The following is a 25896-nucleotide window of genomic DNA, read 5'->3' on the forward strand; positions in this document are numbered from 1 at the left end:
TTCAGCTTGGCTTCAGGAACGATCGGCGACTGTTGCCCACGTCAATCAACTTCCCGATGACGAGGAGAACGACACAGATGAAGCGCAAGATCCTGATCGGCGGCATCGCGGCCGTCACGTTGATGACCGCGACCACCGCCTCCGCCTTCGCCGCCAAGTCGCCCGTCCCTACCCCCGCACCGGCCCAGGTCACCAAGGCCAGCCCCGGCAAGCTGGTACCTGTGACAGGCGCGGCAGTTACGTCTGCTCCGAAGCCCGGCAAGGCGGTCGCGGTGGCCGGACAACTGCAGGCGGTCCCGACGAAGGGCGGTAGGACCGAGGCCGCTCCGGCAGAGCTCAAGGCTGTCCCGGTCAAGGGCGGCGTAGTCAAGGGCGGGGCCGTGACGCTCCTTCCGCGGGAGGGGGTCAAGGTCACCAAGGCCGTCCCCGCCGTCAAGGCGGTACCGGCCAAGTAGGTCAGCTGTCGGCGACCTGGCTGGCCGCGGTGAGGAAGTGGGAGACAAGTGGCGAGGGGAACGCCGGATTCCACGCAGCACCCGTCCACCAGGTCGCCGCTTCACCCGGGAACGGGATGAGGCGCACACTGTCCGGAGCGATCGAGGTACTGCTGGCCGGTACTACGGCCGGCCCCACCCCTGCTGCGACCAGGGCGAGCACCGTCTGCAGGTCGGCGGCTTCTTGGAGTACTAGCGGCCGGCAGCCGAGTACGGCGTACAGGGCCGTGATCTGGGCGGTCAGGCCGGGGCCGCGCTCAGGTGTGAGGCGTACCAGCGGCCGCCCGTCGAGCCAGGTCCCCAGGCCGGCCGGTACTGGTTCAGCGACCGGTACGGCGACCGCCAGCCGGTCCTTGCGCAATCGGAGGTGCTTGAGGCCGGTCGGCACCGGCAGCCGGACCAGACCGACCTGGAGGCTGCCGGCCAGCAAGCGCTCGTACTGCACGGCCGACGACATGTCATCCAGAGTCACCTCCACCCGCGGATAGCGGCTCCGGAACAGCGCCACCGCCCGGGGCGCCAGCTCGATGCCGGACATCCCGAAGCCGACCGTCAGCGCTCCCTCGACTCCGAGCGCTACCTGCGCGGCCCGTCGCTCGAACGCCTCAACCCGGCCGAGCACCTCCAGCGCATCCGGAAGCAGCAACTCCCCAGCAGCCGTCAGCCGCGCCCCATGCCGCCCACGGTCGAACAGCGTCGACGCCAGCCGTCGCTCAAGCTGCTGGATCTGCTTCGTCAACGCCGGCTGACTCGTCGCCAACTCACCCGCCGCAGCACCGAAGTTCCCACACCGCGCCACCGTCACGAACGCCCGCAGCAGCTTGAGATCCATAACTTCATGGTATGGAATATGCCTCAGAGTTCATTGGACGGCATGGAATATTCACGCTTTCCTGGGGTCTGTGACCACCTTCCGCAGCGCTGTCGTCCAGTTCGAGGCCGTCCCTGACCGCCCGGACCGCAACCTCGAAACCATCGCCCGCCTCGCCCGCCAAGCCGTCTCCGAGGGCGCCCGCCTGGTCGTCTTCCCAGAGATGTGCCTGCTCGGCTACTGGCACCTCCGACGGCACACAGCCGACCGCCTGCACGAACTTGCTGAGCCGGTCTCCGGACCTTCGGTCAGCCGGATCCAGGAGCTCGCCGTTGCGCTGGGCGCCGGTCTCGGCGTCGGCTGGCTCGAGGTGGACGAGGGTGAGCTATTCAATTCGTACGCCGTCTGCCTGCCGGACGGAACCATCCACGTGCACCGGAAGCTGCACGCGTTCGAGCACGAGGCGATCTCCAGCGGGTCGCGGTTCACCGTCTTCGACACGCCCTGGCAGATCCGGATGGGCGTACTGATCTGCTGGGACAACAACCTGGTCGAGAACGTCCGCGCCACCGCGTTGCTCGGCGCAACCGTCCTGCTGGCGCCGCACCAGACCGGTGGCACGAACTCGGTCAGCCCGCACGGGATGAAGCCGATCCCGCTACAGGTCTGGGAGAACCGGCTGGTCGATCCTGCGGCAGTCGAGAAGGCGTTCAACGGGCCGGACGGGCGGGGCTGGCTGCTGCGGTGGTTGCCGGCGCGGGCCCATGACAACGGGCTGTTCGTGCTGTTCAGCAACGGGGTCGGACGCGACGACGACGAACTCCGCACGGGCAACGCGATGGTGATCGACCCGTACGGCCGGATCATCGCCGAAACGCCGGCGCCGGCCGAGGCCGTAGTACTGGCCGATCTGGACCTCGAACTGGTGCCGCTGTCCACGGGTCGTCGCTGGATCCGGGGCAGGCGTCCTGAGCTCTACGACATCCTCACCCCGCCACAAGGCAACGAACTGGATGCCCGGGCGGCTCGATTCTCCGAGGTGCCGGTGGATCAGTAGACGAGGGCCGTGGCGATGGCGGCGATGCCTTCCCCGCGGCCGGTCAGCCCCAGACCGTCAGTGGTCTTGGCCGCTACCGAGACCTCGGCTCCACAGATGTCGCTGAGCACCTTCTCGGCCTCCAGGCGGCGGGCGGCGAAGCGCGGCCGGTTGCAGATCACCTGCACGGAGACGTTGCCGATCTCGAACCCCGCCTCGCGAACGCGGCGCGCGGTTTCACCCAGCAACGCGGCACCGGATGCACCTGCCCACTCCGGTTCGGCCGTACCGAAGTTGGAGCCGAGGTCGCCGAGCCGGGCGGCCGCGAGGAGTGCGTCGCACACCGCGTGTGCGGCAACATCGCCGTCCGAGTGGCCTGACGGACCGGCGGGCTCATCGGGCCAGTGCAGGCCGGCCAGCCACATCGGGCGGCCTGGCTCGATCGGGTGGACGTCGACGCCGGTGCCGACGCGCGGCAACTTCACGGGGTACGCCTTTCAGCCAGGATGGATTCGGCCAGGATCAGATCGCGCGGCCGGGTCACCTTGAACGCGTCCTGGGAGCCCTCGACCGTCTGCACCGCTACGCCGAGACGCTCGCACAGCATGGCGTCGTCGGTCGCGCCGGCGGTGTCGCCGTTATGGGCCCGACGCAACAATGTGGGCTCGAAGCCCTGCGGAGTCTGTACTGCGACCAGTGTCGACCGGTCGGGCGTGTCGACCACCAGACCAGCAGCGTCGACGCGTTTGATCGTGTCGGTGACCGGTACGACCGGGATCACCGCGGGGGCGCCCGCGCGGACGGCGGCAACGACCCGCTCGATCACCTCGGCCGGTACGAACGGCCGGGCGGCATCGTGGACGAGCACGCAGTCGATGCCGTGCTCAGGTACGAGCTCCAGGGCCAGCCGGACCGAATCGGTCCGTTCGGCGCCACCGGCAACGATCAGCAGCGCCACCGGGCCGGCGTACGGGTCGAGCAGTTTGCGGACGTCGTCCTCCGTACCGGGAGGAACGGCGACCACAAAGCAGGCGAGGTCGGCGGCGGTCGCTGCCCGCAGTCCACGAATGGCGTGGACCAGCAGCGATTCGCCACCGACCTCTCGCAATGCCTTTGGTGCCTCACCACCGAGCCGGAGCCCGAGACCGGCCGCCGGAATGATCGCCGCAGTACTCACGACCACATCATGCCGGACGGATCAGTCACGTGATCCCGACTCCACTGCTGACCGGTTCGGTCAGGAGGCGAGGACCTCGTCGAGGATGGCTTCCGCCTTGTCCTCGTTGGTGTGTTCGGCCAGGGCCAGCTCGGAGACCAGAATCTGGCGAGCCTTCGCCAGCATCCGCTTCTCACCGGCGGAGAGACCGCGGTCACGCTCACGGCGCCACAGGTCGCGGACGACCTCTGCCACCTTCATCACGTCACCGGAGTGCAGCTTCTCCAGGTTCGCCTTGTAACGTCGCGACCAGTTGGTCGGCTCCTCCGTGTGCGGCGCCCGCAGCACGTCGAAGACGCGCTCCAAGCCGGCCTGATCCACGACGTCACGCACGCCGACTAGATCGAGGTTGCACGCGGGGACCCGGACGACCAGGTCGTTCTGAGCGACGATCCTCAAGACCAGATAGGTCTTGTCCTCACCTTTGATCTGACGGGTCTCGATGTCCTCGATGACGGCCGCACCATGGTTGGGGTAAACAACCGTCTCGCCGACTGTGAAAGTCATATGTCACGTGCCCCTTTCCGAGTCCTATCCTACCACGCGGTCGCTGGTCCGGTTCGGGCGTTTGCGCTGGTCAGAGGCCATTTCCCGCCTTGACAAACGCTGTCCGGCGTGCCTACCACGCGCGCGATTGGTTGCCCGGGACATCACCGAAAGGGGTGGTCGCCGTCGGGTTCACCCACTCCGCTCGCTACGCTGTGCTCCGCCGGAGGCTTTTGCTTCGAGGCATTCACCCGGGTTGTAGGAGAGGGAACACCAGTGCCCATCACGTTGTCCTCGCAGGCCGTTCGGCGTACCGCGCTGGCCGGAGCCACCGTCGCTCTGAGCGTCACGGTCGCGGCATGTGGCGCCAGCTTCGACGCCCAGACCTCCAAGCCGTACCAGGCCGCCGAGGGCACCAACGCGCAGTCCGGCGCGATCGCCGTCCGTAACCTGCTGATCCTCGCCTCCGAGGACGGCAAGGGCGAACTGCACGGCGCCTTCGTGAACACCGGCCAGTCCGACGACAAGCTGGTCAGCATCGCCTCGGCCCCCGCCGACGCCCAGAACACCAGCACCGAGCAGCCCGGGTCCGTGACGTTCACCGGCCTCAAGGCGACGGACCTGAAGGCCGGCCAGTCGTACACGATCCCGCCGGCCGGCGGGACGCCCGTCACCGTCACCGGCGGCAAGCCGGGCCAGATGCTGAAGGTGACGATCACCTTCGCCGAGGCCGGCTCGCTCACCGCGTCGATCCCGGTGCTGACGACGGACCACTACTCCCCGTCGCCGCGACCGGACGCCGAATCACACGGCTGAATCAGCCTCTAGGAGCTGGCCTGGGCTGCCTTGGCGAGACCCGGAAGGATCTTGTCGAGCACCCAGGGCACGCTCAGCACGCTGACCGCGCTCATGCCGGAGATGACCTGCTGATCGGTCATCAGGTACGTACCGCCCTTCTTGTACGCCGGCAGTGACGCGTAGACCTTGTCGGCCGCGAACTTCTCCGGCGTCAGCCCGTCGATGTAGCCGACGACGACATCCGCGTCGAGGTCGTTGAGCTTCTCCTTGCTGACGGTGAGCGCGAACTCCTTCTTGCTGTTCGCCTGCTCCAGTTTCTCGATCCCAGGTGCGTTGACGAAGCCCAGCTCGTTCATGATCTGCACTCGCGGATCACCCGGCATGTAGGCATAGTTCTCCGCGCCGTACGACAGGATCGAGATCGTCTTGCCCTTGAACTCGGGGTGCTCCGCGGCCGCCTTCTTGGTCAGCTCCGAGATCCCGGCGACCAGCTTGTCCGCCTCGGCCGACTTACCGAGCGCCTTGCCGATGATGGTCGTCTGGTCCTGCCAGGTGGTCTGCCACGGCGCCCCCGGGTACGCGACGGTCGGCGCGATCTCCGACAGCTTCGTGTACGTCGCCTTGTCGAAGCCCTCGTACGGCGCCAAGATCACGTCCGGCCGCAGCGCCGCCAACTTCTCGAACGGGATGCTGTCAGTGGTGTCGAGCAGCGTCGTCTTCGCCGGATCGAACCTGTCCGCATCCCAGGCCGTCGTCCCCGCCGGCGTCGGCCCGTAGGTGACCTTGGGCATCCCGACCGGCGTCTCACCGAGCGCGTACACGACATCCTGCGCATTCCACCCGAGCGTGACGATCCGCTCCGGCTTCTTCGCGATCGTCGTCTCCCCGAACGTGTTCTTCAAAGTCACCGGAAACCCAGCCGAAGCCTCCGCGGCAGGCGCCTGCCCTTTGTCGTCATTACTCCCACACGCCACCAACGCGGTAGAGGCAACAAGCGCAGCAACCACCAACGCACCGGAACGGGACCAAAACATGAGCACTTCTCCTTAAGGCCGGAAACTTAGGACAGCCTAAGCTAAATAATCCCAGCACTACGCCATGCCCCTGGCATATCCCACGCGCAAACAGCCGGCAGCCGCTGGGCTCGGCCAGTCAGCTGCAGCTACATCGCCCGGGCTGCAATGTCGTATCCATCAGGGCCAGGAGGCCAGTTCGCCGGCGTGGGCCATCGGATGGTCGACAGGTTCCGGGGCAGCCATGCCGTCGATGGTTCCGGTGAAGACCGGTCGCCATGGACCGGCCCGGTTCTCATCCTGGATCACGGTGACGCGGGTCCCCCCGGCAGCGCACGTGGCGGCCATTTCTGGGCCAGGGGACGGCCGATGATGCGCTCGATGGCCTTGCGATCCCCGAGATGCGCTGTGCCGAGCGCGCAGACACCTCCACCACCGACTTTGTGCTTCGTCTGAGCGGATCCCCCCAGGCTGATTTGCTCAGGTGGAGCACAAAGTCGACCCCAGCCAGGTCGGCAGGCGAGCTCGCGACGCAAGCGCCGAACCACGGGCGGGTGCGTGGGGGGCTCCTACGTCGTGATCACGCTTCGAACTTGTAGCCCAGGCCTCGTACTGTCACCAGGTGTGAGGGGTTGGAGGGGTCCTTCTCCAGCTTGGAGCGGAGGCGCTTGACGTGGACGTCCAGGGTTTTGGTGTCGCCTACGTAGTCGGCGCCCCAGATGCGGTCGATCAGCTGGCCGCGGGTGAGGACGCGGCCGGTGTTGCGCAGGAGCATCTCGAGGAGTTCGAACTCCTTGAGGGGAAGGCGGATCTCGGTGCCGGCGACCGTCACCACGTGGCGTTCGACGTCCATCCGGACCGGGCCTGCCTCCAGGGTGTCCGGGAGGAGTTCGACGTCCTGGCCGCGCCGCAGGACGGCGCGGATGCGGGCCAGCAGTTCGCGGGGGCTGTAGGGCTTGGTGACGTAGTCGTCGGCGCCCAGTTCGAGGCCGACGACCTTGTCGACCTCGGTGTCCTTGGCGGACACGATGATCACCGGGACGTTGCCGCGGCTGCGGAGCGCGCGGCAGACCTCGGTGCCGGACAGGCCGGGCAGCATCAGGTCCAGCAGGACGATGTCGGCGCCGGCCCGGTCGTACTCGTCCAGCGCGTCCGGTCCGGTCTCGGCCACGGCGACCTCGAACCCTTCCTTGCGCAGAACGTACGACAACGCGTCGCTGTAGCTCTCTTCGTCTTCGACGACCAGCACTCGGGTCACGAAGCTGCCTCCTTGGTTTTCTCCGACGGGGTCGGCGTCGGGGGTAGCTCGAACTCCTCCTGGATGGAGGGGTCCGTCGGTTGCCCGGTAGCGGGATCGAGCCGCAGCGGGAGTCGGACGGTGAAGGTGGAGCCCTGGCCCTCGACGCTCCAGACTCGCACGTCGCCGCCGTGGATCGAGGCGATGTGCTTGACGATGGACAGGCCGAGTCCGGTACCACCGGTCTCGCGGCTGCGGGCCCGGTCGACCCGGTAGAACCGCTCGAAGATGCGTTCCAGGTCACTGCTCGGGATACCGACACCCTGGTCGCTGACGGTGATCTCCACCAGATCCCCGATCGGGTGGGCGGCGACCGCCACCCGGGTCCCGTCGGGGCTGTAGTTGACGGCGTTCTCGACCAGGTTGCCGATCGCGATCGCCAGCTGGTCCTCGCTGCCCATCACCTCGAGGGCGGGGTCGGTCTTCACCACCAGGTTGATGTCGCGGTCCTCGGCGTCGACCCGGCAGCGGTCGACCGCGGCTTCGATCACGGCGTTGATGTCGACCGGCGTGGGGTGTTCCAGCGGGTCGTCGCCCTGCAGCCGGGACAGCTCGATGATCTCCTTGACCAGCCGGCTCAGCCGGGCGGCCTCGATCCGCATCCGGCCGGAGAACCGCTGGACGGCCTCGGGATCGTCGGAGGCCTCGGCGACCGCGTCGGCGAGCAGGATGATCGCCCCGATCGGGGTCTTCAGCTCGTGGCTGACGTTGACGGTGAAGTCGCGCCGGATCGCGTCCAGGCGGCGTTCCCGGGTCCGGTCCTCGACCAGTACCAGCACCAGTTGACTGCCCAGCGGGGCCACCCGGGCGCTCACGTACTGCGTGGCGCCGAGCCGGCCGCGGACGATCTCCAGGTCCTGCTGGCGGATCTCGCCGTCGCGGCGGACCGCCCGGACCATGTGCAGCAGGTCGTCCACGACGAGCCGCTCGCCTCGTACGATGCCGAGTACGTGGGCCGGGGCGCTCGCCTGGAGCACCTGGTCCTCGGGGCCCATCACGACCGCGGAGGAGCGGAGGACGGACAAGACGGTGGCGACGCCGTTGGGCACGATCGGGTCCGGGGAGACCGGAACCTTGGTCTGCGATCGCTCGCTCAGCACCATCGCACCGAGCGAAAGCAGAGCCAGGGCCGCGCCGATGACGCCGCCCAGCACCGCAGCCAGCGTGGGGTCCACGGAACCGATGCTACGCGGGCAACGAGGAGGGAAAGACCGAATGAGCACCCGATGACCGGAACGCGTCTCAACTGTTCATCGGGCGTTCACCACTCGTCGCCGACCGGCAACCTGGCTGGCATACCTTCCACGGTGGGCGGGTACTGAGCCGTGCCCGCGGGATCCCGCCCACCGCAGTACCGGACACCACAGATCGGATCAGACACGATGCGCGACACCTATCACGAGCAGCTCGACGACATCCTCGCCGAGCTCGAACGGATGACCCGGACGGTGTCGACCGCCGTACGCCGCTCCACCACCGCGCTGCTCACCGCCGACATCCGGCAGGCCGAGGAAGTGATTGCCGCCGACATCCAGCTGGACGCGGCCGGCGAAGGCGTGGAGGAGAAGGTCTTCGAGCTGATGGCCCGGCAGGCCCCGGTCGCCAACGAGCTGCGGATGCTGGTCGCCGCACTGCGGATGGTCGCCGACCTGGAGCGGATGGGTGACCTGGCCGCGCACGTCTCCAAGATCGCCCGGTTGCGCTACCCGGCGCCGGCCATCCCGGACGAGCTGAAGTCGGTGATCGAGGAGATGGGCAGCGTGGCCGGCCGGATGGTCGACGGCGCCGGTGACGTGATCAAGACCCGCGACGTCGAGGCGGCGACCAAGCTCGAGACGGTCGACGACGAGATGGACAAGCTGCGGACCAACCAGTTCCGGCTGATGATGGACGACTCCTGGCCGCACGGCGTCGAGGTGGCCGTCGACATCGCCCTGCTCGGCCGGTACTACGAGCGCATCGCCGACCACGCGGTCTCGATGGCCCGCCGGGTCGTCTACCTGGTGACCGGCGAACTCCCCGTCGCGATCGGCGGCACGGCCGCCGGCTCCGGCGCCGGCGCCTCCACCCCGAGCCCGAACGGCAACTGACCCGAAAGGTAGCCCTTGGCAACCACTTGGTTGCCAAGGGCTACTGCTTTGCCAGGGTGGCCAACCAGGCCCGGATCGCGGCCTGGGTGAGCTTGGCGTCGCGACGATGCCGACGGAGCAGGTCACCGAACTCGTTGGAGTTCACATCGGGCATGCGCTCAGACTAGCGAGGCGAGCCGGGACCGGACGTCGACAGCTTCCGGCATCCCGAGATCCTCGAAGAGGGAGGCGGCGGCCCCCAGGTACTCGCGAGCGGCGTCCGGATGGTCGAGTACCAGCTGCAGTTCTCCCAACTGGGTAAGGATCTTGGCCTCCTCGGTCCGATCCGACCCTTCCTTGGCCAGTTCGAGCGCGATGTCGAGGGTCTCGGCTGCCTCCTCCTTGTTCCCGGTGGCCAGCAAGCTGGTGCCCATCCGCCGATGCACGAACACGACCCCATTGGGATCGGGCGCACTCCGATGCAGTTCGAGAGAAGACCTGAAATGCGAGATCGCCCGGTGATGGTTGCCCGCCGACGCGTAAGCCTCTCCGGCGATTCCTTCCCGGCGGGCGGCCGAGCGGGTGTCCCCGGCCTCCACGGCAAGCTCGATCGCGGATCCGAAGAAGGACTCTGCTTCCGCCTCACGGCCGACTCGCAGCAAAAGCGCCCCCAGCGCCAGCAGACCGATCCCCTCGCCGTACCTGTATCCAGCCGCGCGGCCGGTCGCCAGCGCGCGCTCCGCGAACGGGATCGCATCGTCGAACCGCTCGAGCCGCTCCAGTGTGCGGGCAACGGCGAACGCGGTTCTCGCCACACCCCGGTGGGCGCCGAGCCGCTCGAAAAGAGTCATCGCCGAGGCGAAGTGGTCCAAGGCCGCCTCGAAATGGCCTTGCTCCCAGTCCGGGATGCCGAGTTGGTACTCGAGCCAAGCCTGGTCCTCGGCAGAGACAGCGAGCGAGCGGCAGCTGACCGTCAGCTCGCGCAGCTCCGGCCAGCGAGCCCGGATCTCGAGATAGCCGAAGAACGCAAACCCCAGCTGCAGAAGGGGTTCCCGGAACTCGTCACCGGCCAACTGCTCGACCAGGGCAAGGATCGTGCTGCACTCGGAGTCGAACCAGGCCAGTCGCGCGATCAGCGTCGCCGGATCGACGGGCCCGACGGGAGTCCTGGCACGCCACAGGCGGTCGGATTCGCGATGGGTCAGCGACAGGCATTCCCAGGCCTGGGTGACGTACAGATCCAGCACTCGCCGGATGGCCAGGCGCCGATCCTCCGGGGCAAGATTGCGGCCGGCCCGCTCGCCCGCGACCGTACGGAGGAGATCGTGCAGTCGATAGGTCCCCGGCCGTGGCGATCCCACCAGATGCAGGTCCACCAGATGAGCCATCACATCTTCCGTCGCCTGGGCCGGCAGGTCGAGCAAGGCCCCGACAGCCTCCTCGGAGAGTTCAGCCGCGTCGATCAGCCCGAGAAGGTCGAAGGCCAGAGCCGCTTGTCTTTCCGTACCGCCCGGAAAGCTCAGTAGTTGCTCCAGGGAGCTGGCGACGGTCGAGTGGACTGCCGCGGTCACCCCGAGATGGTCGATCTGGCGGCCGGTACTCCGCAGCTGCTGCGCGACTTGCGCCAACTCCCAGTCCTGGCGGCGGTCCAACCGGGCACCCACCAGCCGGACGATCAACGGCAGGCCATGCGAAGTACTGACGATCGTGCGGGCCGCATCGGCTTCGGCCCCGACCCGCTCGGCTCCGATGATGCGGCTCAGCATCGTCAGGCTGTCGGCGTCATCGAGGGGCGCCAGCTCGATGTTCGTGCACCCCGACGGCAGATTCATCGCCCGGCGCCCAGTCACCAGCACCGCGCAGTGGGCGTCTCCCGGCAACAGGTGAGTCAGTACGTCCACATCGGACCCGTTGTCGAGTACCACCAGCGTCCTGGTCCCCGCCAGCAGCGAACGGTAGAGCGCGGTCGCTGCCTCGACGTCGCCAGGAACCGCCAGCTCCCGAACGCCAAGGCTGTAGAGGAGGACGCGCAGGGCGCTCGATGCGGTCAGTGGTGCACCTGGGCCGTAGGCCTGGAGGTCGATGTAGAGCTGGCCGCCGGGGAAGTCGTCCGCAGCGAGGTGTGCCGCGTGGACCGCGAGGGTGGTCTTCCCGACGCCCGCCAGACCATGCAGTGCGACCACTGTCGTACCGGCCTGGTGTGCAGAGGCGCCCAGGGCATTGGTGAGGAGGCTGAGTTCCTCGGAGCGCCCCACGAAGTCGCCGACGTCGGGCGGAAGCTGCCGCGGCACCCGCTCCGGCGCAACCCGCGCCGGAGCCTCGCCGGCCTCCTGCCCGCCGGCGGCGGACAGGAGGTTCGCGGTCGCCCGGGCATCGAGCCCCATAGCGCCGGTCAGCGCCAGCACAGTTCCGCGATGGGGCCGCCGCCGTATACCTCGCTCGAGCAGCCCAATCGCCTGCTCACTGAGCCCGGCAGCCTCGGCCAACGCCGCCTGCGTCAGGTTCGCAGCGCGCCGATATCGACGCAACAGCCCGCCGAACTCCGCGCGGTCGTTCACATCGGGTACACCGTTTCTGCTAGCGACCCTGGTTCTTGACTGCTTCGATCGCGGCCGCGGCGGCCTCGGGGTCGAGGTACTCGCCGCCGGGCTTGAGCGGGTTGAAGTCGTCGTCGAGCTCGTAGTACAGCGGGACGCCGGTCGGGATGTTCAGGCCGACGATCGTCTGCTCGTCCAGGTTGTCGAGGTGCTTGACCAGGGCGCGCAGCGAGTTGCCGTGGGCGGTGACCAGGACGGTCTTGCCGGCCCGCAGGTCCGGCACGACCGCGTCGTACCAGTACGGCAGCATCCGCTCGACGACGTCCTTCAGGCACTCCGTTGCCGGCAGCAACTCGGACGGCAGGCCGGCGTACCGTGGGTCGCCGGCCTGGTCGAACTCCGAACCGCGCTCGATCGCCGGCGGCGGGGTGTCGTAGGAGCGGCGGAACAGCATGAACTGCTCCTCGCCGAGCTCCTCCAGGGTCTGCTTCTTGTCCTTGCCCTGCAGGCCGCCGTAGTGGCGCTCGTTCAGCCGCCAGGAGCGGCGGACGTCGATCCACTGCCGGCCGGCCTCCTCCAGCGCGATGTTCGCCGTCCGGATGGCGCGACGCAGGACCGAGGTGTGCAGGACGTCGGGCAGCAGGCCGCGCTCCAGCAGCAGCTGGCCGCCACGGTGCGCCTCCTTCACGCCCTGGTCGTTCAGGTCGACGTCGACCCAGCCGGTGAACAGGTTCTTGGCGTTCCAGTCGCTGTGGCCGTGGCGCAGCAGGATCAGGCGGTAAGTCATACGGACAGACTAGCGAGGCTCCAGCCAGCCCATGAACGCGTCCAGATTCCGGGTCGATTCGCCACGCTTGACCCGCCATTCGTATTCCTTGCGAATGGACGAGCCGAAGCCCAGCTCGAGGATGGTGTTGAAGGACGAGTCGGCGTACTCCAGTACCGCTCCCAGCAACCGGTCCACCTCGACCGGGGTGATCGCGTGCAGCGGCACCCGGCCGTCGAGGTGGATGTCGCCGAGATGGTCGACCGCGAAGGCGACGCCGTACATCTTGAGGTTGCGCTCCAGCATCCACCGGTAGACGGCCTCGTGGTTCTCGTCCGGGCGCCGCGCGACGAATGCGTGCACCTGGACCGCCTGGCTGCCGACCGTCAGCTGCACCGTCGTCTTCAGCTTGCGCTCGCCGGGCAGGTCCGCGGCGAACACCCCTGGCTCGGCCTCGGTGTAGTCGAGCTCGTTCTCGTCCAGCACCTGACGGATCACATCCGCCGCGGACACCCTCATCGATCGACCTCCTGGGCCAGCTCGGCCGCCATCGTCTGCTGCGCCGTCCGGTACGCCGCGAGCGTCTTCTCGGCGGTCAGTTCCCAGCCGAAGCCACTCGCATGCCTGACCGCCGCGCGGCTCATCGTCTCGCGCAGCCCCGGATTCGTCGCGATCCGGTGCAGCGCGTCGGCGAAGTCACCGATGTCGTGCCCGGGCACGAGCAGCCCGGTCACCCCGTTCGCGACGGCAGTGGTCAGGCCACCGACGGCCGCGGCGACCACCGGCGTACCGCAGGCCTGGGCCTCCAGGGCGACCAGGCCGAAGGATTCCGAGTACGACGGTACGCAGACCACCGACGCCGCCCGGTACCAGTCGGCAAGCGCCGCCCGGGCCATCGGCTTGACGAACCAGGTCACGTCGTAGACGCCCAGCTCACGGGCGAGCTGGGCGTGCGATTCGGGGTGCTCCATCCCGTTGCCGGACGGGCCGCCGATGATCGCGACCACCAGCCGGTCCCGCAGCGCCGGGTCTTTCTCGAGCATCCTGGCCGCGGCCCGGATCAGGATGTCCGGCGCCTTCAACGGCTGGATCCGGCCGACGAAGGCGAGCACGATCGCGTCCGGCCGCAGCCCGAGTGCCTTCCGCGCCACCAACTGGTCGCCCGGGCTGAACACATCCAGGTCGACACCGGGGTTGACCACCCCGACCTTCGCCGGCTGAGCGCCGTACAGGCTGATCAGTTCCTGGGCCTCGTCGCCGGTGTTGGCCAGCAGGCGGTCCGCCGCCTCGACGACCTGCTCCTCGCCCAGGAGGCGGGCGGGCGGCTCCGGTACGTCGTCCTCGGCCAGGCTGGCGTTCTTGACCTTGGCCATCGTGTGCATGGTGTGGACGAGCGGCACGGCCCAGCGGTCGCGGGCGAGCAGGCCGGCCTGGCCGGAGAGCCAGTAGTGCGAGTGGATGACGTCGTAGTACCCGGGTTCGCGGATCGCCTCGGCCCGCAGTACGGCGCGGGCGAACGTGCACAGCTGCGCGGGCAGCTCGTTCTTCGACAGGCCCTCGTAGGGGCCCGCGGCCACGTTCCGCACGGTCACGCCGGGCATCAGCTCGACCTTCGCGGGCAGCGCCGACGAGGTCGCGCGGGTGAAGACGTCGACCTCGATCCCGAGCGTGGCCAGCCGCTTGGACAGCTCGACGACGTAGACGTTCATCCCGCCGGCATCCCCGATCCCGGGCTGATCCAGCGGTGAGGTGTGCAGGCTGATCATCGCGACCCGCCGGAGAGGACGGTCTGCCGAAGGTTGGGTCACCTCGTCAGGGTAACTCCGGGGCCTTCGAAGGAAATCGGGACTTCTCCCTATCGGGCAGCTCCGGCGCCGGCGTGGTCCAGCTGGCCAGCAGCCGCAATGCCTGGTCGGAATCGGACCCAGCGACGGCGGAGTACGTCACCAGCATCTGGTCGGGGTCATCAGGCAGGGTGAAGGTCTCGTACTGCAGGGTCAGCTCACCCACCAGCTGGTGGTGCATCACCTTGACCCCGAAACACTTGTCCTTGACCCCGTACCGGGCCCAGAGCTCCCGGAACTCAGCACTGTGGATCGACAGCTCGCCGACCAGCTCCGCCAGCTCCGGGTCATCGGGATAGCGGCCTGCGTACAGCCGCAGGTACTCCACGCTCTCCGCCGCGACCGCGTCCCACTGCGGGTAGAACTCCCGGGACGACTCGTCCAGGAAGACCCTGCGCGGCATGTTCCGGTCCTTGGCGGGCAGCTCAGCGAAGTCGCCGACCAGGGCCGCGGCCAGCTGGTTCCAGGCGAGCACGTCCATCCGGTGACCGAGCACGAACGCCGGTACGCCGTCCATCGCGTTCAACAGCTGCTGCAGGGCCGGCCGGATCCGCTGAACGGCCCGCCGCTGGCGTTTGCGGCGTACCGGTTTCGCCAACCGGGCAAGGTGATCCCGCTCGGCATCGTCCAGCCCGAGCACCTCGGAGACAGCGTCGAGGATCTCCTGCGAGACGTTGTCGGCGCGCCCCTGCTCCAGCCGGACGTAGTAGTCGGCGCTCACCCCGGACGCCTGGGCCAGCTCCTCACGCCGGAGGCCGGGCACACGCCGCCGGCCGTTGAAGACCTTCAGGCCGAGGTCCTCGGGACGCACCCGGGCCCTTCTCGACTTCAGGAATTCGGTCAGCTCCTCGCGGCGGTCCATGCTCCCCAGTATCCGCGTCGCGGGTCCGCCGAGCCTGGTCCTGGCAGAACCAGGTTCGGCAGGACCCAGGCTCGACAGACGTCTGGGTAAGGGCCGGCGGGATCGCGAGGCTGAGGTCATCAACCTTCTTCCCTAGGAGCTTCAGCAATGACCAGCACTGTTCTTCAGCAGTCCACCAGCACCCTTCCGCTGGCCGGCCGGAGCGCCGTCGTGACCGGCGCGGCCAGTGGCATCGGGGCCGCGATCGCCGAGCGGCTCGCGGCCGACGGGGCTTCGGTGGCGTTGGTGGCCCGGCGTACCGATCGGCTGGACGAACTGGCCGGACGCATCACGGCCGGTGGCGGCTCGGCGTTCGGTGTCGGGATGGACGTCACGCAGCAGGACTCGGTCGACCGGGGCGTCGAGGTGATCGGCGAGCGGCTCGGCCGGGTCGACCTCGTCGTCAACTCGGCCGGCGTGATGCTGTCCGCGCCCATCGAGCAGGCCCGCTCGGATGACTGGGCCCGGATGATCGACACCAACCTGACCGGCACTCTGCGATTGATCGGCGCCTTCACCCCCGGCCTGATCGAGGCGGCGGGCGAGGGCGGTACCGCCGACCTGGTCAACATCTCGTCGATCGGCTCGCACCTCGTCTTCCCCGGCTACGGCGTCTACGGCGCGACGAAGGCGGCTGTGACCCAACTCTCGAACGCGATCAGGGCCGACCTCTCGCCGTACGACGTACGCGTGACGAACGTCGAGCCCGGACTGACCGAGTCGGAGCTGGGTACTCACCTGTCCGAGGAGGCCCAGGCGGGGCTGGCCGGAATGTTTGACGCGATCGGCCCGATCGCCTCGGCCGACGTCGCCGACCTGGTCGCGTACGTCGTGTCCCGCCGCCGCGAGGTCAACCTGAGCCACCTCGTCGTCCTGCCCACCCGCCAGGCGTGAGACGCCGCTCCGGCCCCGATCCGCGCTGGTGGAAGACTGGGGACATGACTTCCAGCCGTCCTGTCGCCGTCGTCACCGGAGCCAGCAGTGGGATCGGGGCCGCCTCGGCCCGGTATCTCGCCCGGGAGGGGTTCGAGGTGGTCTGCGCCGCCCGCCGGCTGGACCGGATCGAGGCGCTGGCCAAGGAGATCGACGGCCGCGCGGTGCAGTGTGACGTCACCAAGGCCGAGGACGTCGCCGCGCTGGCCGCGGCGGTCGGCGACCGGGTGGACCTGCTGCTGAACAACGCGGGCGGCGCCTTCGGCTTCGAGCCGGTCGCCGAGGCCGACCTCGAAGCCTGGCGGCAGATGTTCGAGGTGAACGTGATCGGCGTCGCCGCCGTCACCAAGTCGTTGCTCCCGGCCCTGATCGCCGCCGAGGGCCAGATCATCGTGATGGGCTCCACGGCCGGCCAGGTCGCCTACGAAGGCGGCGGCGGGTACGTCGCGGCCAAGCACGCGGCGAAGGCAGTCGTCGACACCCTCCGCCTGGAACTGTGGGACCAGCCGGTCCGCGTCTGCGAGATCGCCCCGGGCATGGTCAAGAGCGAAGGCTTCGCCCTGACCCGCTTCGAGGGCGACCAGGCCAAGGCCGACGCCGTCTACGCCGGCGTAGCCGAACCGCTGGTCGCCGACGACATCGCCGACATCGTCGCCTACATCGCCACCCGCCCCAAACACGTCAACATCGACCGCCTCACAGTCCGCCCCCGAGCCCAAGCAGCCCAACACAAGGTCCACCGGGTGCAGTGACCGCTCGGGTCGGCCACTGGCAGGTTCCCGGGCGGCTGGCGTGAAGCTTGACACCAGCGGTACGAAATGCCGCCAGCCGCCCCGTGGCCGAGCCCAATCCGGCCCGTTTCCCCATCCCAGCCACCCGTCCGGCCGACAGCACCCCGCGAACCGGCCGACCTTGCGATCGTCACCCCGAAGCAGGACCCACCTTGCCAAGGTGCCCCATCGACTCCCACCTCCGCGGGATCCGCGCAGCTGCGAACCACAGACGTCCTTGTTGCGCCAACCCCGCAACCACGCCGCCGCACCCAGCACCAGCACCAGCACCAGCACCAGCACCAGCACCAGCCTTGCGCTACTTGGCTCGTAGCCGGTCGACCGGCGGCGAGCCGATCGGCAGTGGCGCCGCCGGCGCCGGCAGGGCGTACGACTCGTACAAGCGGCGCCGGACGGCTTCCACCGGGAAGGTCTGCGGGTAGATCGCCAGTTTCACCGTCACCCCCTCCAATGTTGCCCTGAGCAACATCTCCTCGACGGCGGGATCCTCGGCACCGCGGTCGGCGAAGATCGACCGGATCGCGTCCTCGATCTCCACCACCCGGTCCGCCTTGGCCGCCTCCACCTCGGCGAAGACCTCGTGCGTGGACGGCTGCATCATCAGCGTGATCGCCAGCCGCTGGATCTCCAGCGTCGTCGCGGCCGCCATCAACGTCCCGTCGATGATGCCGGCCAGCTTCTCGTCCGCGGTGCCCTGCAAGGTGAGGATCGCGCCGATGCCGTCCAGCCAGCGGTCGAGCAACTCGGCAGCGAGTTCCTGCTTGGTCGCGAAGTAGTAGGTGACCAGACCCCGTGACACCTCGGCACGCTGCGTGACGTCGGAGATCGACGCCGCTTCGTAGCCCTTCTCGGCGAACACCTCGAGGGCAGCGCTCAGGATGCGCTCGCGCGACTTCTCGCGCAGCTCACGGTTCGTGCTGGCCGATCGCGGCACGTCACTTCTTTCCTGGCCGAAGCCCTCGGGAGCCGAGTCCACCCCCCACGGTCACTCGGCCCCCGGTGACTCGGCCCCCGAGTTGGACCCCTCCCCAGGCGCCCACACATAGACTGTACGTACAGCGAACGAATGTCAAAGGCTCAACCGGATTCGGCACTACCCCCGGTGACGGGTAGGATGAGATGGCTGCGCACTGCGTCTCCAGTGGCACGTAGGACTTGCCGTAGCCACCGCCTGACCTCAATCCGACTTGCTTGGAGCGCTTCCGCATGCCCCTCCGTAATGATCTGCGCAACGTGGCCATCGTGGCCCACGTCGACCACGGGAAGACCACCCTGGTCGACGCGATGCTGTGGCAGTCCGGTGCCTTCGGAGCCCACCAGCACGTCGACGAGCGAGCGATGGACTCCGGTGACCTGGAGCGTGAGAAGGGCATCACGATCCTCGCCAAGAACACCGCCGTCCGGCACAAGATGGCCAACGGCGAACAGATGACGCTGAACATCATCGACACCCCCGGCCACGCCGACTTCGGTGGTGAGGTCGAGCGCGGCCTGTCGATGGTCGACGCGATCGTCCTCCTGGTGGACGCTTCCGAGGGTCCGCTGCCGCAGACCCGGTTCGTGCTGCGCAAGGCGCTGGCCCGCAACATGCCGGTGATCCTCGTGGTCAACAAGGTGGACCGGCCGGACGCCCGGATCTCCGAGGTCGTCGACGAGACCTACGAGCTGTTCCTCGATCTGCTGGACCACGACGCCGACCAGTCGGCGCTGGACTTCCCGGTCGTCTACGCCTCGGCCCGCGCCGGTCGCGCCTCGCTGACCCAGCCGGAAGACGGCGGGATGCCGGACTCCGAAGACCTCGAGCCGCTGTTCGAGACCATCCTGGCGAACGTACCGGCCCCGGAGTACACCGAGGGCGCGCCGCTGCAGGCCCACGTCACCAACCTCGACGCCTCGCCGTTCCTCGGCCGGCTCGCCCTGGTCCGGGTGCACGAAGGCACCCTGAAGAAGGGCTCGCAGGTCGCTTGGTGCAAGCACGACGGCACCATCCAGAAGGTCAAGATCACCGAGCTGCTGATCACCGAGGCGCTCGAGCGCGTTCCCGGCGACTCGGCCGGCCCGGGTGACATCGTCGCGATCGCCGGTATCCCGGAGATCATGATCGGCGACACCCTGGCCGACCCGGAGAACCCGAAGCCGCTGCCGTTCATCACGGTGGACGAGCCGGCCATCTCGATGACGATCGGTACCAACAGCTCGCCGCTGGCCGGCCGGGTCAAGGGCACCAAGGTCACCGCGCGACTGGTCAAGGACCGGCTCGACCGCGAACTGATCGGCAACGTGTCGATCAAGGTGCTGCCGACCGAGCGTCCCGACACCTGGGAGGTGCAGGGCCGTGGTGAGCTGGCGCTGGCCATCCTGGTCGAGCAGATGCGCCGCGAGGGCTACGAGCTGACCGTCGGCAAGCCGCAGGTGGTCACCAAGGAGATCGACGGCAAGCGGCACGAGCCGGTCGAGCGGCTGACCATCGACTGCCCCGAGGAGTACCTCGGCACCGTCACCCAGCTGCTCGCGGTCCGCAAGGGCCGGATGGAGCAGATGACCAACCACGGCACCGGCTGGGTCCGGATGGAGTTCCTGGTCCCGGCGCGTGGCCTGATCGGCTTCCGGACCGAGTTCCTCACCGACACCCGCGGTACCGGTATCGCGCACCACGTGTTCGAGGGTTACGAGCTGTGGTTCGGCGAGCTGCGCACCCGCCCGTCGGGCTCGCTGGTCTCGGACCGGACCGGCGTCACCACGTCGTACGCGATGGTCAACCTGCAGGAGCGCGGCACGATGTTCTGCGAGCCCGGTACCGATGTGTACGAGGGCATGGTGGTCGGCGAGAACTCGCGCGCCGACGACATGGACGTGAACATCACCCGTGAGAAGAAGATGACCAACGTCCGGTCGAACGCGGACGAGTTCGAGAAGCTGGTCCCGGCGCGCAAGCTGTCGCTGGAGCAGTCGCTGGAATTCTGCCGCGAGGACGAGTGTGTCGAAGTCACCCCGGACGCCATCCGGATCCGTAAACTCGCGCTGACTCAGATCGAGCGCGCGAAGCTCGGCCGCAAGAACAAGGCCTGAGAGCACCCGCTAGCTAGCTCTAGTAGCCCGTTCACCTGGTTCCGCGATCCGTCGGGGGAAATTTCCGGATCGTTATGAACCAGGTGGCGGGCTGCGGCGTCTGACATATCGGAAGCAAAACAAGTTGGGGGAAGGAAAAGGACCATGGGCATTCTGCGTAAGCTCGGCGCCACCACCACGGCGGTCGCGATGCTGGGAGTAGGCGTTCTCACCGCCGCGACGACGGCCGAGGCTGCTCCTGCCGCCAAGACCGTGGTGGCCACCAAGGCCGCCGTCGCGACGAAGGCCGCGGCGAAGAAGACGGTGCTGGTACCGGGCAGACGGCACATTGCCAAGGTGTGTATGACCGGGCGTTACCTGTGCATCAACAAGAAGACCCGCAAGGTGATGTTCATCGTCAACGGCAAGCTGATCGCCGAGGGCGACGCGCGCTTCGGCGCGGCCAAGACCCCGACGCGCAACGGATCCTTCAAGGTCTACCGCAAGTCGAAGAACCACGTCTCCTCGATCTACCACTCGCCGATGCCCGACGCGATGTTCTTCAGCGGCGGCCAGGCAGTGCACTACTCGTCGGACTTCAAGGCCCGCGGCTACAACGGCGCCTCGCACGGCTGCGTCAACATGCGCGACCGCAAGAAGATCGACTTCATCTTCAGCAAGGTCAAGATCGGCGACAAGGTCTTCGTCTACAACGCCTGATCCACCTGGTACTTCAGCGGCCGGCTCCCCTCGCGGGGGCCGGCCGCTTGCCTTTTACCCCAGCGCCTTCGAGAACGCCTTGTACAACCGGGGTTCCACCAGACAGAAGGTCACCCGCCGGACAGCCGTCCGGGTCTCTCGCAGAGTCCGTACGGCGATCTCCGCCGCCGACTCCTTGGGCCAGCCGTAGATGCCCGCCGACACCGCAGGAGCCGTCAACTCGTCGACTCCCAGCTCGTCCGCCAGCCGCAACGCGTTGCGGTAGCAGGATTCGAGCAACGCCGGATCCCGTTGCCCAGCGGTGTAATTCGGGCCGACCACGTGGATCACGTACCGCGCGGGAAGGTTCCCCGCCGTCGTCCACCCCGCTTCACCGGTCGGTACGCCGTGTGGGTACCGCGCGATGCAATCGGCCAGGATCGACGGGCCGCCGGCGCGGTGGATGGCGCCGTCGACGCCTCCGCCGCCGCGCAGTGCGTGGTGGGCGGCGTTCACGATCGCGCCGGTCGGGACGGTGGTGATGTCGGCCGTCGAGAGGTCGATTTCCATGGAATACCTTAGGCTGGGGTGCCAACCATGTGGGGTGTGTGGGCGTCTCAGGAGTGTTGGGACAGATCTACTCGAGGGGTTCCGATGCGCTGGACTCGTGGTGCGCTGGTTGTTCGTAACGTGGTGGCGGCTGTGGTCGTCGTCGCGATCGGTGGGACGGCCATCAGTGCGTCGGCGGCGCCGGGGCAGCAGAGCCGGACGGCTGATGTGAAGACGGTGCCGTTCGAGGTCAGTGGGGAACTGCCGATCTATCCGAAGGCCTTGTGGAGCAACGGGTCCAGCGGGGCCTCGGTGCGGAAGGTCGAGGCGCGGCTGGTGCAGCTCAAGTTGCTCGACCAGCAGTGGATGGACGACGACTTCGGCACGATGACCCGGTCCGCGGTGAAGAAGTTCCAGAAATCAAAGGGCATTCCACCGCTCGGGTACATCGACCAGTTCACCTGGACCCAGCTGACCGCGGCCACTCACGAGCCGACCCAGGCCGAGCTCTTCCCGCCGGCCCCGGTCGTGGACGGCAAGAAGCTCGACCAGCGGTGCGCGACCGGTGTCGCTCTCTGCATCGACAAGACCACCCGCAAACTCCGGTACGTGGTGAACGGCGTCGTGAAGATGCAGCTGGACGTCCGGTTCGGAGCGCAGAAGACGGCCACCCGTGAGGGCGGCTTCACGGTCGGCTGGAAGAGCCGCAACCACGTCTCGAAGCTGTACGACTCGAAGATGCCGTTCGCGATGTTCTTCAGCGGCGGCCAGGCCGTGCACTACTCGTCGGACTTCGCCGCCCGCGGGTACAACGGCGCTTCACACGGCTGCGTCAACGTCCGCGACCTCGCGAAGATCAAGATCCTCTTCGACCAGGTGCACGTCGGCGACAAGGTGATCGTCTACCGCTCGTAGTACCTAGAGCGGGCGCGGGCCCCGGCGGCGGCGGATTCCCCAGCCGCCGCGGCCCCGGCCGGAGGCTGCCCGCAGTGCGGGACGAGCGTCCACCAGGTAGACACCGGCGGCCACGATCCCGATCAGCCCGAAGAAGCTCAGCCAGCCACCCTGGAAGATCTGCGACAGCGTGAAGGCCGACAGGATCAGCACCCAGCCGGGCTTGGTCAGCTTGTCGGCGGCGACGAACACCGCCCTCGGCCGGAACGCTGCGTCGAGCAGGGCCACCAGCTTCAGACCGAGCACGACCCACCAGATCACGCTGATGGGATCAGCGAACCCTGGGAACAGGTTCTGGAACGTGGCGAGTGCGAGCATGCAACGAGCCTAACGTAGGCACGGGTGGCCCCACGATCCGTCGAACCCGGATCAGGACCACCCGTACTACGCAGAGCCGCGGAACTACTCTCAGTCGCCGACCTTCTCGGCGGCCGCCTCGGCAGCCTTGGTGGCCTTCGCAGCGGTCTTGCGGGCGCTGGTCGCGGTCGCCTTGACGTTGCGGGTGGCGGTGTCGGCGGTCTTCTTCACGGTCGTCCGGGTGGCCTTGGCCTTGCTCACCGTGGTCTTGGCCTGGGCGGCCAGGTCCTCGGTGGCCTTCTGGCTGCGGATCCGGGTGACCAGGTCCTTGCCGCGACCGGCGAGGTCCTCGTAGGTCTCCTCGGCCTGGCCGAGCACGGTGGTCAGCCCGGCCTGGGCGACCGACGGCAGCTCACGCAGCTTGGCCGGAACGGTCTTGGCCTCGGCGGCGAGCACCTCGAGGCGCTTGCTCAGCTCGGCCTGACGCTTGGTCAGCTCGGTCTGCAGGGACGACTGCAGGGTCTTCTGGTCCAGCTTCGCGAACCGGGTGGTGACGTCCTCGCTGACCGCGCGGAACTTCTCCACGGCCAGGTCGCCGGCGCCGGCGATCGCGTACAGGGGCGTGACGGGGGTACGGGTTGCCATCTGGCATCTCCTCGTGAGGTCTACTTCAGCGGGGTCTTGGTGGTGGTGCGTTGTGTTGCAGGGGTCTTTTTGGCAGCGGCCGGCTTCTTCGCCGGCGCGGTTGCCGTCGTGGGCTCGTCGTCGGAGCCGTCGGTCGTGTTCTCACGGACGAACGAGGCGTACACGTCGAGCAGCACGCGCTTCTGCCGCTCGTTCAGCGCCGGGTCGAGCAGGACCGCGTCGACCACTCCCGGCGTACGCCGGCCGCCCTCGCTCTCGTCCGGATCGAGGATGCCGGCCCGTACGTACAGGGTCTCGGCCGAGATCCGCAGGGCTTTCGCCAACTGCTGCAGGACATCCGCGGACGGCTTGCGCAGCCCACGCTCGATCTGACTCAGGTACGGGTTGGACACCCCGGCCAGGTCGGACAGCTGCCGCAACGACAACTGCGCGTGCCGGCGCTGCTCGGCGAGGTACTCCCCCACCGAACCGACAGCACCCGCTGCACGATCACTCAACCTGGCCATACGTCCATAGTGCTAGCAGGGTGCTTGCAATTGCAAGCAGACTCGACGTGAGGCCGCTCACTACGCCGGGTAACGGACGGTCAGGCGAACGCCTTCGGGTGCGGCTGCACGGCGCCGACCTCGATTCCGCCGCCGTAGAGCGGGGAGCGGGTCTGCTTGGTGATCTCCTCGTGGTCGACGCCGAGCTTCTGCAGCGTCGCGGCCATCACGACGGCGCGGGCGCGCGGAGTACCGTCGTCGATCTTCACAGCCAGGCCGCGGCCGTCGGCGAGGCCTACTGCGTAGACGGACTCGGCGCCGGCCTTGCAGAACAGGCCGGGGATGGCGTGCATGAGGGCGGACTCGTCGCGCCTACTCCCGCTGGCGTACTCCGGGTGGCTGCGGAACGCGTTGGCTACCCGGCCCTCGAGGGTGTCGGCGGGGGCTGCGGCGAAGAGGCCGAAGGAGCGGGCCAGGCCGGAGAGGGTGATGGCGAGGATCGGGGCGCCGCAGCCGTCGACGGCTACGTAGGAGACCTTCTCGCCGGCGGAGTCCTCTACGGCGGTACGGATCGCCTGCTGGAGGGGGTGGTTCGGGGAGCGGTAGTCGTTCGGACCCCAGACCGCGCCGTCAGCATTGGCGTCGTCGTGGAACGGCCAGTCGTTGGCTACGCAGGTGGCGAGCATGGCGGCGTGCTTGCCGGAGCAGTTCATGGTGATGCGGTCGAGGCCGTGCCCGGCGCGGACCCATTCGTCGCGGGCCTGGTCGTCGATCGGGTACGCCGGGGGCGTGCGCAGGGCCGACTCGTCGAGGCCTGCGCCGGCGAGGATCCGGCGTACGCCGTCCAGGTGGAAGGACTCGCCCGAGTGGGAAGCGCCGGCCAGCGCGAGTAGTTCGCCGTCGAGCTCCAGGCCGTTGCGGAGCATGCCGAGCGCCTGCATCGGCTTGTTGGACGAGCGCGGGAACATCGGCTCGTCGATCACGCCGGCCGACCACTCGACGGAGCCGTCGGGCGCGGTCACCACGACGGAGCCGCGGTGATGGCCCTCGACGAAACCGCTGCGGACGACGTCGGCCAGGATCACAGGTTCGGTCACGGCTGAAACTGTACGGCGCGCAGGTCAGGGGCAAACAGCTGGATAGGAGATGATCCGGCTCACAAATTTCACAGCCGGGCGCGGACGTGCAGGCCGACCTCGGGGTCGACGAGCAACTCCTGCGTGGCGGTGACCGTCGGCTGATCCTCGGCGACGACCTCGAGCACGGCTTCCGGGTCCACGTTGCGCTTGATCAGCGCGAGCGCGATCGGCCCGTACTCGTGGTGCCGCGCCGCGGATCCGATGAACCCAACCTGCTTGTCCCCGACCCGCACTGCGTACCCGTGCGCCGGCAGGTGATCCACCGACCCATCCAGATGCAACCGCACAAGCCGCCGCGGCGGCCGCCCGAGGTTGTGCACCCGAGCCACCGTCTCCTGCCCGCGGTAGCAGCCCTTGTCGAGGTGCACGCCGACACCAAGCCAGCCGAGCTCGTTCGGAATAGCCCGCTCATCCATATCCAGCCCAAGGCGAGGCGCACCAGCCTCAATCCGCAGAGCTTCGTAGGCCCAGACGCCAGCCGGAGGTCCTTCAACAGAACTGAGTTCTTGTCTGGGGAGGAAGACTTCGTGTCCGCCCAGAGAGTCCGCTCCACTGCGAGTCAGCGGACCATCCGCAGGCGCCGGACCTGGACGCCACACGATGGCGTAGTCGGCCTTCACGTCCTTGATCTCCACTCGGGACATGAAGACCATCTTCTGGAGCCACTCGACGAGCGGGGCTGCGGCGCCGGGCTCGGTGTGGAGCCAGAAGGTTTCGCCGTCGTCTACGCCGTACATGGCGTGCTCTACGTGCCCCGTGGGCGACAGCAGGAGGGCTGTGGTCGACGTGCCGGGGCGTAGGCCCTCGAAGTACTGGCTGGTGATCGCGTGGAGCCAGGTGAGGCGGTCAGGGCCGGTGATGGTGACCACGTCGCGGTGGGAGAGGTCTACGAAGCCCTTGCCCGCGACCAGGGCCCGCTGCTCGCGCAGGTCGGACCCGTAGTGCGCGGCGACCCCGGCGTCCAGCCCGTCGGCCTCGACAGCGCCAGGGAGGTCCAGCAGAGGGCTACGCGTCAGTGACATGTCACCAGAGTACGTCCACCGGCGTACGCCGACTGCCTCCCGCTGTGGGATGTGGACAACACCACG

General features: G+C 68.2%; 28 protein-coding genes. 9 read left to right on the top strand and 19 right to left on the bottom strand.

Going from position 1 to position 25896, the window contains the following annotated elements:
• Positions 1-77 precede the first annotated feature (77 nt).
• Positions 78-455 (top strand): hypothetical protein, encoded by a 378-nt coding sequence (locus ABD116_RS15880; protein ID WP_343969733.1) that lies wholly within the window; start codon positions 78-80, stop codon positions 453-455.
• Position 456: 1 nt separating this feature from the next.
• Here the strand turns inward: ABD116_RS15880 and ABD116_RS15885 are convergent, their stop codons facing one another.
• Positions 457-1326, bottom strand: a complete 870-nt coding sequence (locus ABD116_RS15885; protein ID WP_343969736.1) for a LysR family transcriptional regulator — start codon at positions 1324-1326, stop codon at positions 457-459.
• A 70-nt stretch (positions 1327-1396) separates the two neighbouring features.
• Between ABD116_RS15885 and ABD116_RS15890 the strand changes: the two genes are divergently transcribed.
• Positions 1397-2362, top strand: coding sequence for a nitrilase family protein (locus ABD116_RS15890; protein ID WP_343969739.1), 966 nt, complete (start codon positions 1397-1399; stop codon positions 2360-2362).
• On the opposite strand, the gene ispF is transcribed toward ABD116_RS15890, so the two are convergent.
• Genes ispF through ABD116_RS15905 form a run of 3 tightly spaced genes read right to left on the bottom strand, consistent with a single transcriptional unit; the run spans position 2356 to position 4064 of the window.
• On the bottom strand, positions 2356-2826 hold the full coding sequence (ispF, locus tag ABD116_RS15895) for a 2-C-methyl-D-erythritol 2,4-cyclodiphosphate synthase (protein WP_343969742.1): 471 nt from the start codon (positions 2824-2826) through the stop codon (positions 2356-2358). The two genes, ABD116_RS15890 and ispF, sit on opposite strands and share 7 nt — an antisense overlap.
• Entirely contained in the window at positions 2823-3518 is a 696-nt protein-coding gene (gene ispD, locus ABD116_RS15900; protein ID WP_343969746.1) for a 2-C-methyl-D-erythritol 4-phosphate cytidylyltransferase, read from the bottom strand. Before ispD ends, ispF begins: the two co-directional genes overlap by 4 nt.
• A gap of 60 nt (positions 3519-3578) precedes the next feature.
• Positions 3579-4064, bottom strand: coding sequence for a CarD family transcriptional regulator (locus tag ABD116_RS15905; protein WP_012918679.1), 486 nt, complete (start codon positions 4062-4064; stop codon positions 3579-3581).
• Between the two features lie 255 nt (positions 4065-4319).
• On the opposite strand from ABD116_RS15905, the gene ABD116_RS15910 reads away from it, so the two are divergent.
• The gene (locus ABD116_RS15910; protein WP_343969749.1) at positions 4320-4859 is read left to right on the top strand and encodes a copper chaperone PCu(A)C domain-containing protein; all 540 of its coding nucleotides are present in this window, start codon (positions 4320-4322) and stop codon (positions 4857-4859) included.
• 8 nt (positions 4860-4867) lie between these two features.
• Here ABD116_RS15910 and ABD116_RS15915 read toward each other — a convergent pair whose 3' ends face one another.
• From ABD116_RS15915 to ABD116_RS15925, 3 genes are all read right to left on the bottom strand, one after another.
• On the bottom strand, positions 4868-5875 hold the full coding sequence (locus tag ABD116_RS15915; RefSeq protein ID WP_343969752.1) for an iron-siderophore ABC transporter substrate-binding protein: 1008 nt from the start codon (positions 5873-5875) through the stop codon (positions 4868-4870).
• Positions 5876-6434: 559 nt separating this feature from the next.
• Positions 6435-7112 carry a winged helix-turn-helix domain-containing protein gene (locus tag ABD116_RS15920; RefSeq protein WP_343969754.1) on the bottom strand — a complete coding sequence of 226 codons (678 nt, stop codon included), beginning with the start codon at positions 7110-7112 and terminating at the stop codon, positions 6435-6437.
• Positions 7109-8326: a sensor histidine kinase gene (locus tag ABD116_RS15925; RefSeq protein WP_343969757.1), complete on the bottom strand. Its 1218-nt coding sequence runs from the start codon at positions 8324-8326 to the stop codon at positions 7109-7111. Before ABD116_RS15925 ends, ABD116_RS15920 begins: the two co-directional genes overlap by 4 nt.
• 207 nt (positions 8327-8533) lie before the next feature.
• On the opposite strand from ABD116_RS15925, the gene phoU reads away from it, so the two are divergent.
• Positions 8534-9241: a phosphate signaling complex protein PhoU gene (phoU, locus tag ABD116_RS15930; RefSeq protein ID WP_343969760.1), complete on the top strand. Its 708-nt coding sequence runs from the start codon at positions 8534-8536 to the stop codon at positions 9239-9241.
• A gap of 158 nt (positions 9242-9399) precedes the next feature.
• Here the strand turns inward: phoU and ABD116_RS15935 are convergent, their stop codons facing one another.
• The 5 genes from ABD116_RS15935 to ABD116_RS15955 are packed head-to-tail and all read right to left on the bottom strand — an operon-like array spanning position 9400 to position 15229.
• The gene (locus ABD116_RS15935) at positions 9400-11778 is read right to left on the bottom strand and encodes a tetratricopeptide repeat protein (protein WP_343969762.1); all 2379 of its coding nucleotides are present in this window, start codon (positions 11776-11778) and stop codon (positions 9400-9402) included.
• A gap of 19 nt (positions 11779-11797) precedes the next feature.
• Positions 11798-12544, bottom strand: a complete 747-nt coding sequence (locus tag ABD116_RS15940; protein WP_343969764.1) for a phosphoglyceromutase — start codon at positions 12542-12544, stop codon at positions 11798-11800.
• Positions 12545-12553: 9 nt separating this feature from the next.
• The gene (locus ABD116_RS15945) at positions 12554-13042 is read right to left on the bottom strand and encodes a type III secretion system chaperone family protein (RefSeq protein WP_343969766.1); all 489 of its coding nucleotides are present in this window, start codon (positions 13040-13042) and stop codon (positions 12554-12556) included.
• A complete protein-coding gene (gene mshA, locus ABD116_RS15950; RefSeq protein WP_343969769.1) occupies positions 13039-14331 on the bottom strand; it encodes a D-inositol-3-phosphate glycosyltransferase in 1293 nt (430 codons plus the stop codon). Before mshA ends, ABD116_RS15945 begins: the two co-directional genes overlap by 4 nt.
• A gap of 4 nt (positions 14332-14335) precedes the next feature.
• A complete protein-coding gene (locus ABD116_RS15955; protein ID WP_343969773.1) occupies positions 14336-15229 on the bottom strand; it encodes a helix-turn-helix transcriptional regulator in 894 nt (297 codons plus the stop codon).
• Positions 15230-15376: 147 nt separating this feature from the next.
• On the opposite strand from ABD116_RS15955, the gene ABD116_RS15960 reads away from it, so the two are divergent.
• Positions 15377-16162 carry an SDR family oxidoreductase gene (locus ABD116_RS15960; protein WP_343969776.1) on the top strand — a complete coding sequence of 262 codons (786 nt, stop codon included), beginning with the start codon at positions 15377-15379 and terminating at the stop codon, positions 16160-16162.
• A gap of 44 nt (positions 16163-16206) precedes the next feature.
• Positions 16207-16953, top strand: a complete 747-nt coding sequence (locus tag ABD116_RS15965) for an SDR family NAD(P)-dependent oxidoreductase (protein WP_343969779.1) — start codon at positions 16207-16209, stop codon at positions 16951-16953.
• Positions 16954-17290: 337 nt separating this feature from the next.
• On the opposite strand, the gene ABD116_RS15970 is transcribed toward ABD116_RS15965, so the two are convergent.
• Positions 17291-17926: a TetR/AcrR family transcriptional regulator gene (locus ABD116_RS15970; protein WP_343969782.1), complete on the bottom strand. Its 636-nt coding sequence runs from the start codon at positions 17924-17926 to the stop codon at positions 17291-17293.
• 272 nt (positions 17927-18198) lie between these two features.
• Between ABD116_RS15970 and typA the strand changes: the two genes are divergently transcribed.
• Positions 18199-20061, top strand: a complete 1863-nt coding sequence (gene typA / locus ABD116_RS15975; protein ID WP_343969785.1) for a translational GTPase TypA — start codon at positions 18199-18201, stop codon at positions 20059-20061.
• Between the two features lie 144 nt (positions 20062-20205).
• The gene (locus ABD116_RS15980) at positions 20206-20760 is read left to right on the top strand and encodes a L,D-transpeptidase (protein ID WP_343969788.1); all 555 of its coding nucleotides are present in this window, start codon (positions 20206-20208) and stop codon (positions 20758-20760) included.
• Positions 20761-20814: 54 nt separating this feature from the next.
• Here the strand turns inward: ABD116_RS15980 and ABD116_RS15985 are convergent, their stop codons facing one another.
• A complete protein-coding gene (locus ABD116_RS15985; RefSeq protein ID WP_343969791.1) occupies positions 20815-21309 on the bottom strand; it encodes an O-acetyl-ADP-ribose deacetylase in 495 nt (164 codons plus the stop codon).
• Positions 21310-21393: 84 nt separating this feature from the next.
• Here ABD116_RS15985 and ABD116_RS15990 point away from each other — a divergent pair, with 84 nt between their 5' ends.
• Positions 21394-22203 carry a L,D-transpeptidase family protein gene (locus ABD116_RS15990; protein WP_343969794.1) on the top strand — a complete coding sequence of 270 codons (810 nt, stop codon included), beginning with the start codon at positions 21394-21396 and terminating at the stop codon, positions 22201-22203.
• A 3-nt stretch (positions 22204-22206) separates the two neighbouring features.
• Here the strand turns inward: ABD116_RS15990 and ABD116_RS15995 are convergent, their stop codons facing one another.
• The 5 genes from ABD116_RS15995 to ygfZ form a co-directional block, all read right to left on the bottom strand.
• Positions 22207-22560 (bottom strand): DUF2516 family protein, encoded by a 354-nt coding sequence (locus ABD116_RS15995; RefSeq protein WP_343969797.1) that lies wholly within the window; start codon positions 22558-22560, stop codon positions 22207-22209.
• A 90-nt stretch (positions 22561-22650) separates the two neighbouring features.
• On the bottom strand, positions 22651-23184 hold the full coding sequence (locus ABD116_RS16000; protein ID WP_343969800.1) for a hypothetical protein: 534 nt from the start codon (positions 23182-23184) through the stop codon (positions 22651-22653).
• Positions 23185-23204: 20 nt separating this feature from the next.
• Positions 23205-23690 (bottom strand): helix-turn-helix domain-containing protein, encoded by a 486-nt coding sequence (locus tag ABD116_RS16005; RefSeq protein WP_343969803.1) that lies wholly within the window; start codon positions 23688-23690, stop codon positions 23205-23207.
• A gap of 80 nt (positions 23691-23770) precedes the next feature.
• The gene (locus tag ABD116_RS16010) at positions 23771-24766 is read right to left on the bottom strand and encodes an asparaginase (protein WP_343969806.1); all 996 of its coding nucleotides are present in this window, start codon (positions 24764-24766) and stop codon (positions 23771-23773) included.
• A 68-nt stretch (positions 24767-24834) separates the two neighbouring features.
• Positions 24835-25830 carry a CAF17-like 4Fe-4S cluster assembly/insertion protein YgfZ gene (ygfZ, locus tag ABD116_RS16015; RefSeq protein WP_343969809.1) on the bottom strand — a complete coding sequence of 332 codons (996 nt, stop codon included), beginning with the start codon at positions 25828-25830 and terminating at the stop codon, positions 24835-24837.
• Between the last annotated feature and the right edge of the window lie 66 nt (positions 25831-25896).

Origin of the sequence: Kribbella koreensis (genome assembly GCF_039525325.1) — a bacterium.
Classification (GTDB): Bacteria; Actinomycetota; Actinomycetes; order Propionibacteriales; family Kribbellaceae; genus Kribbella; species Kribbella koreensis.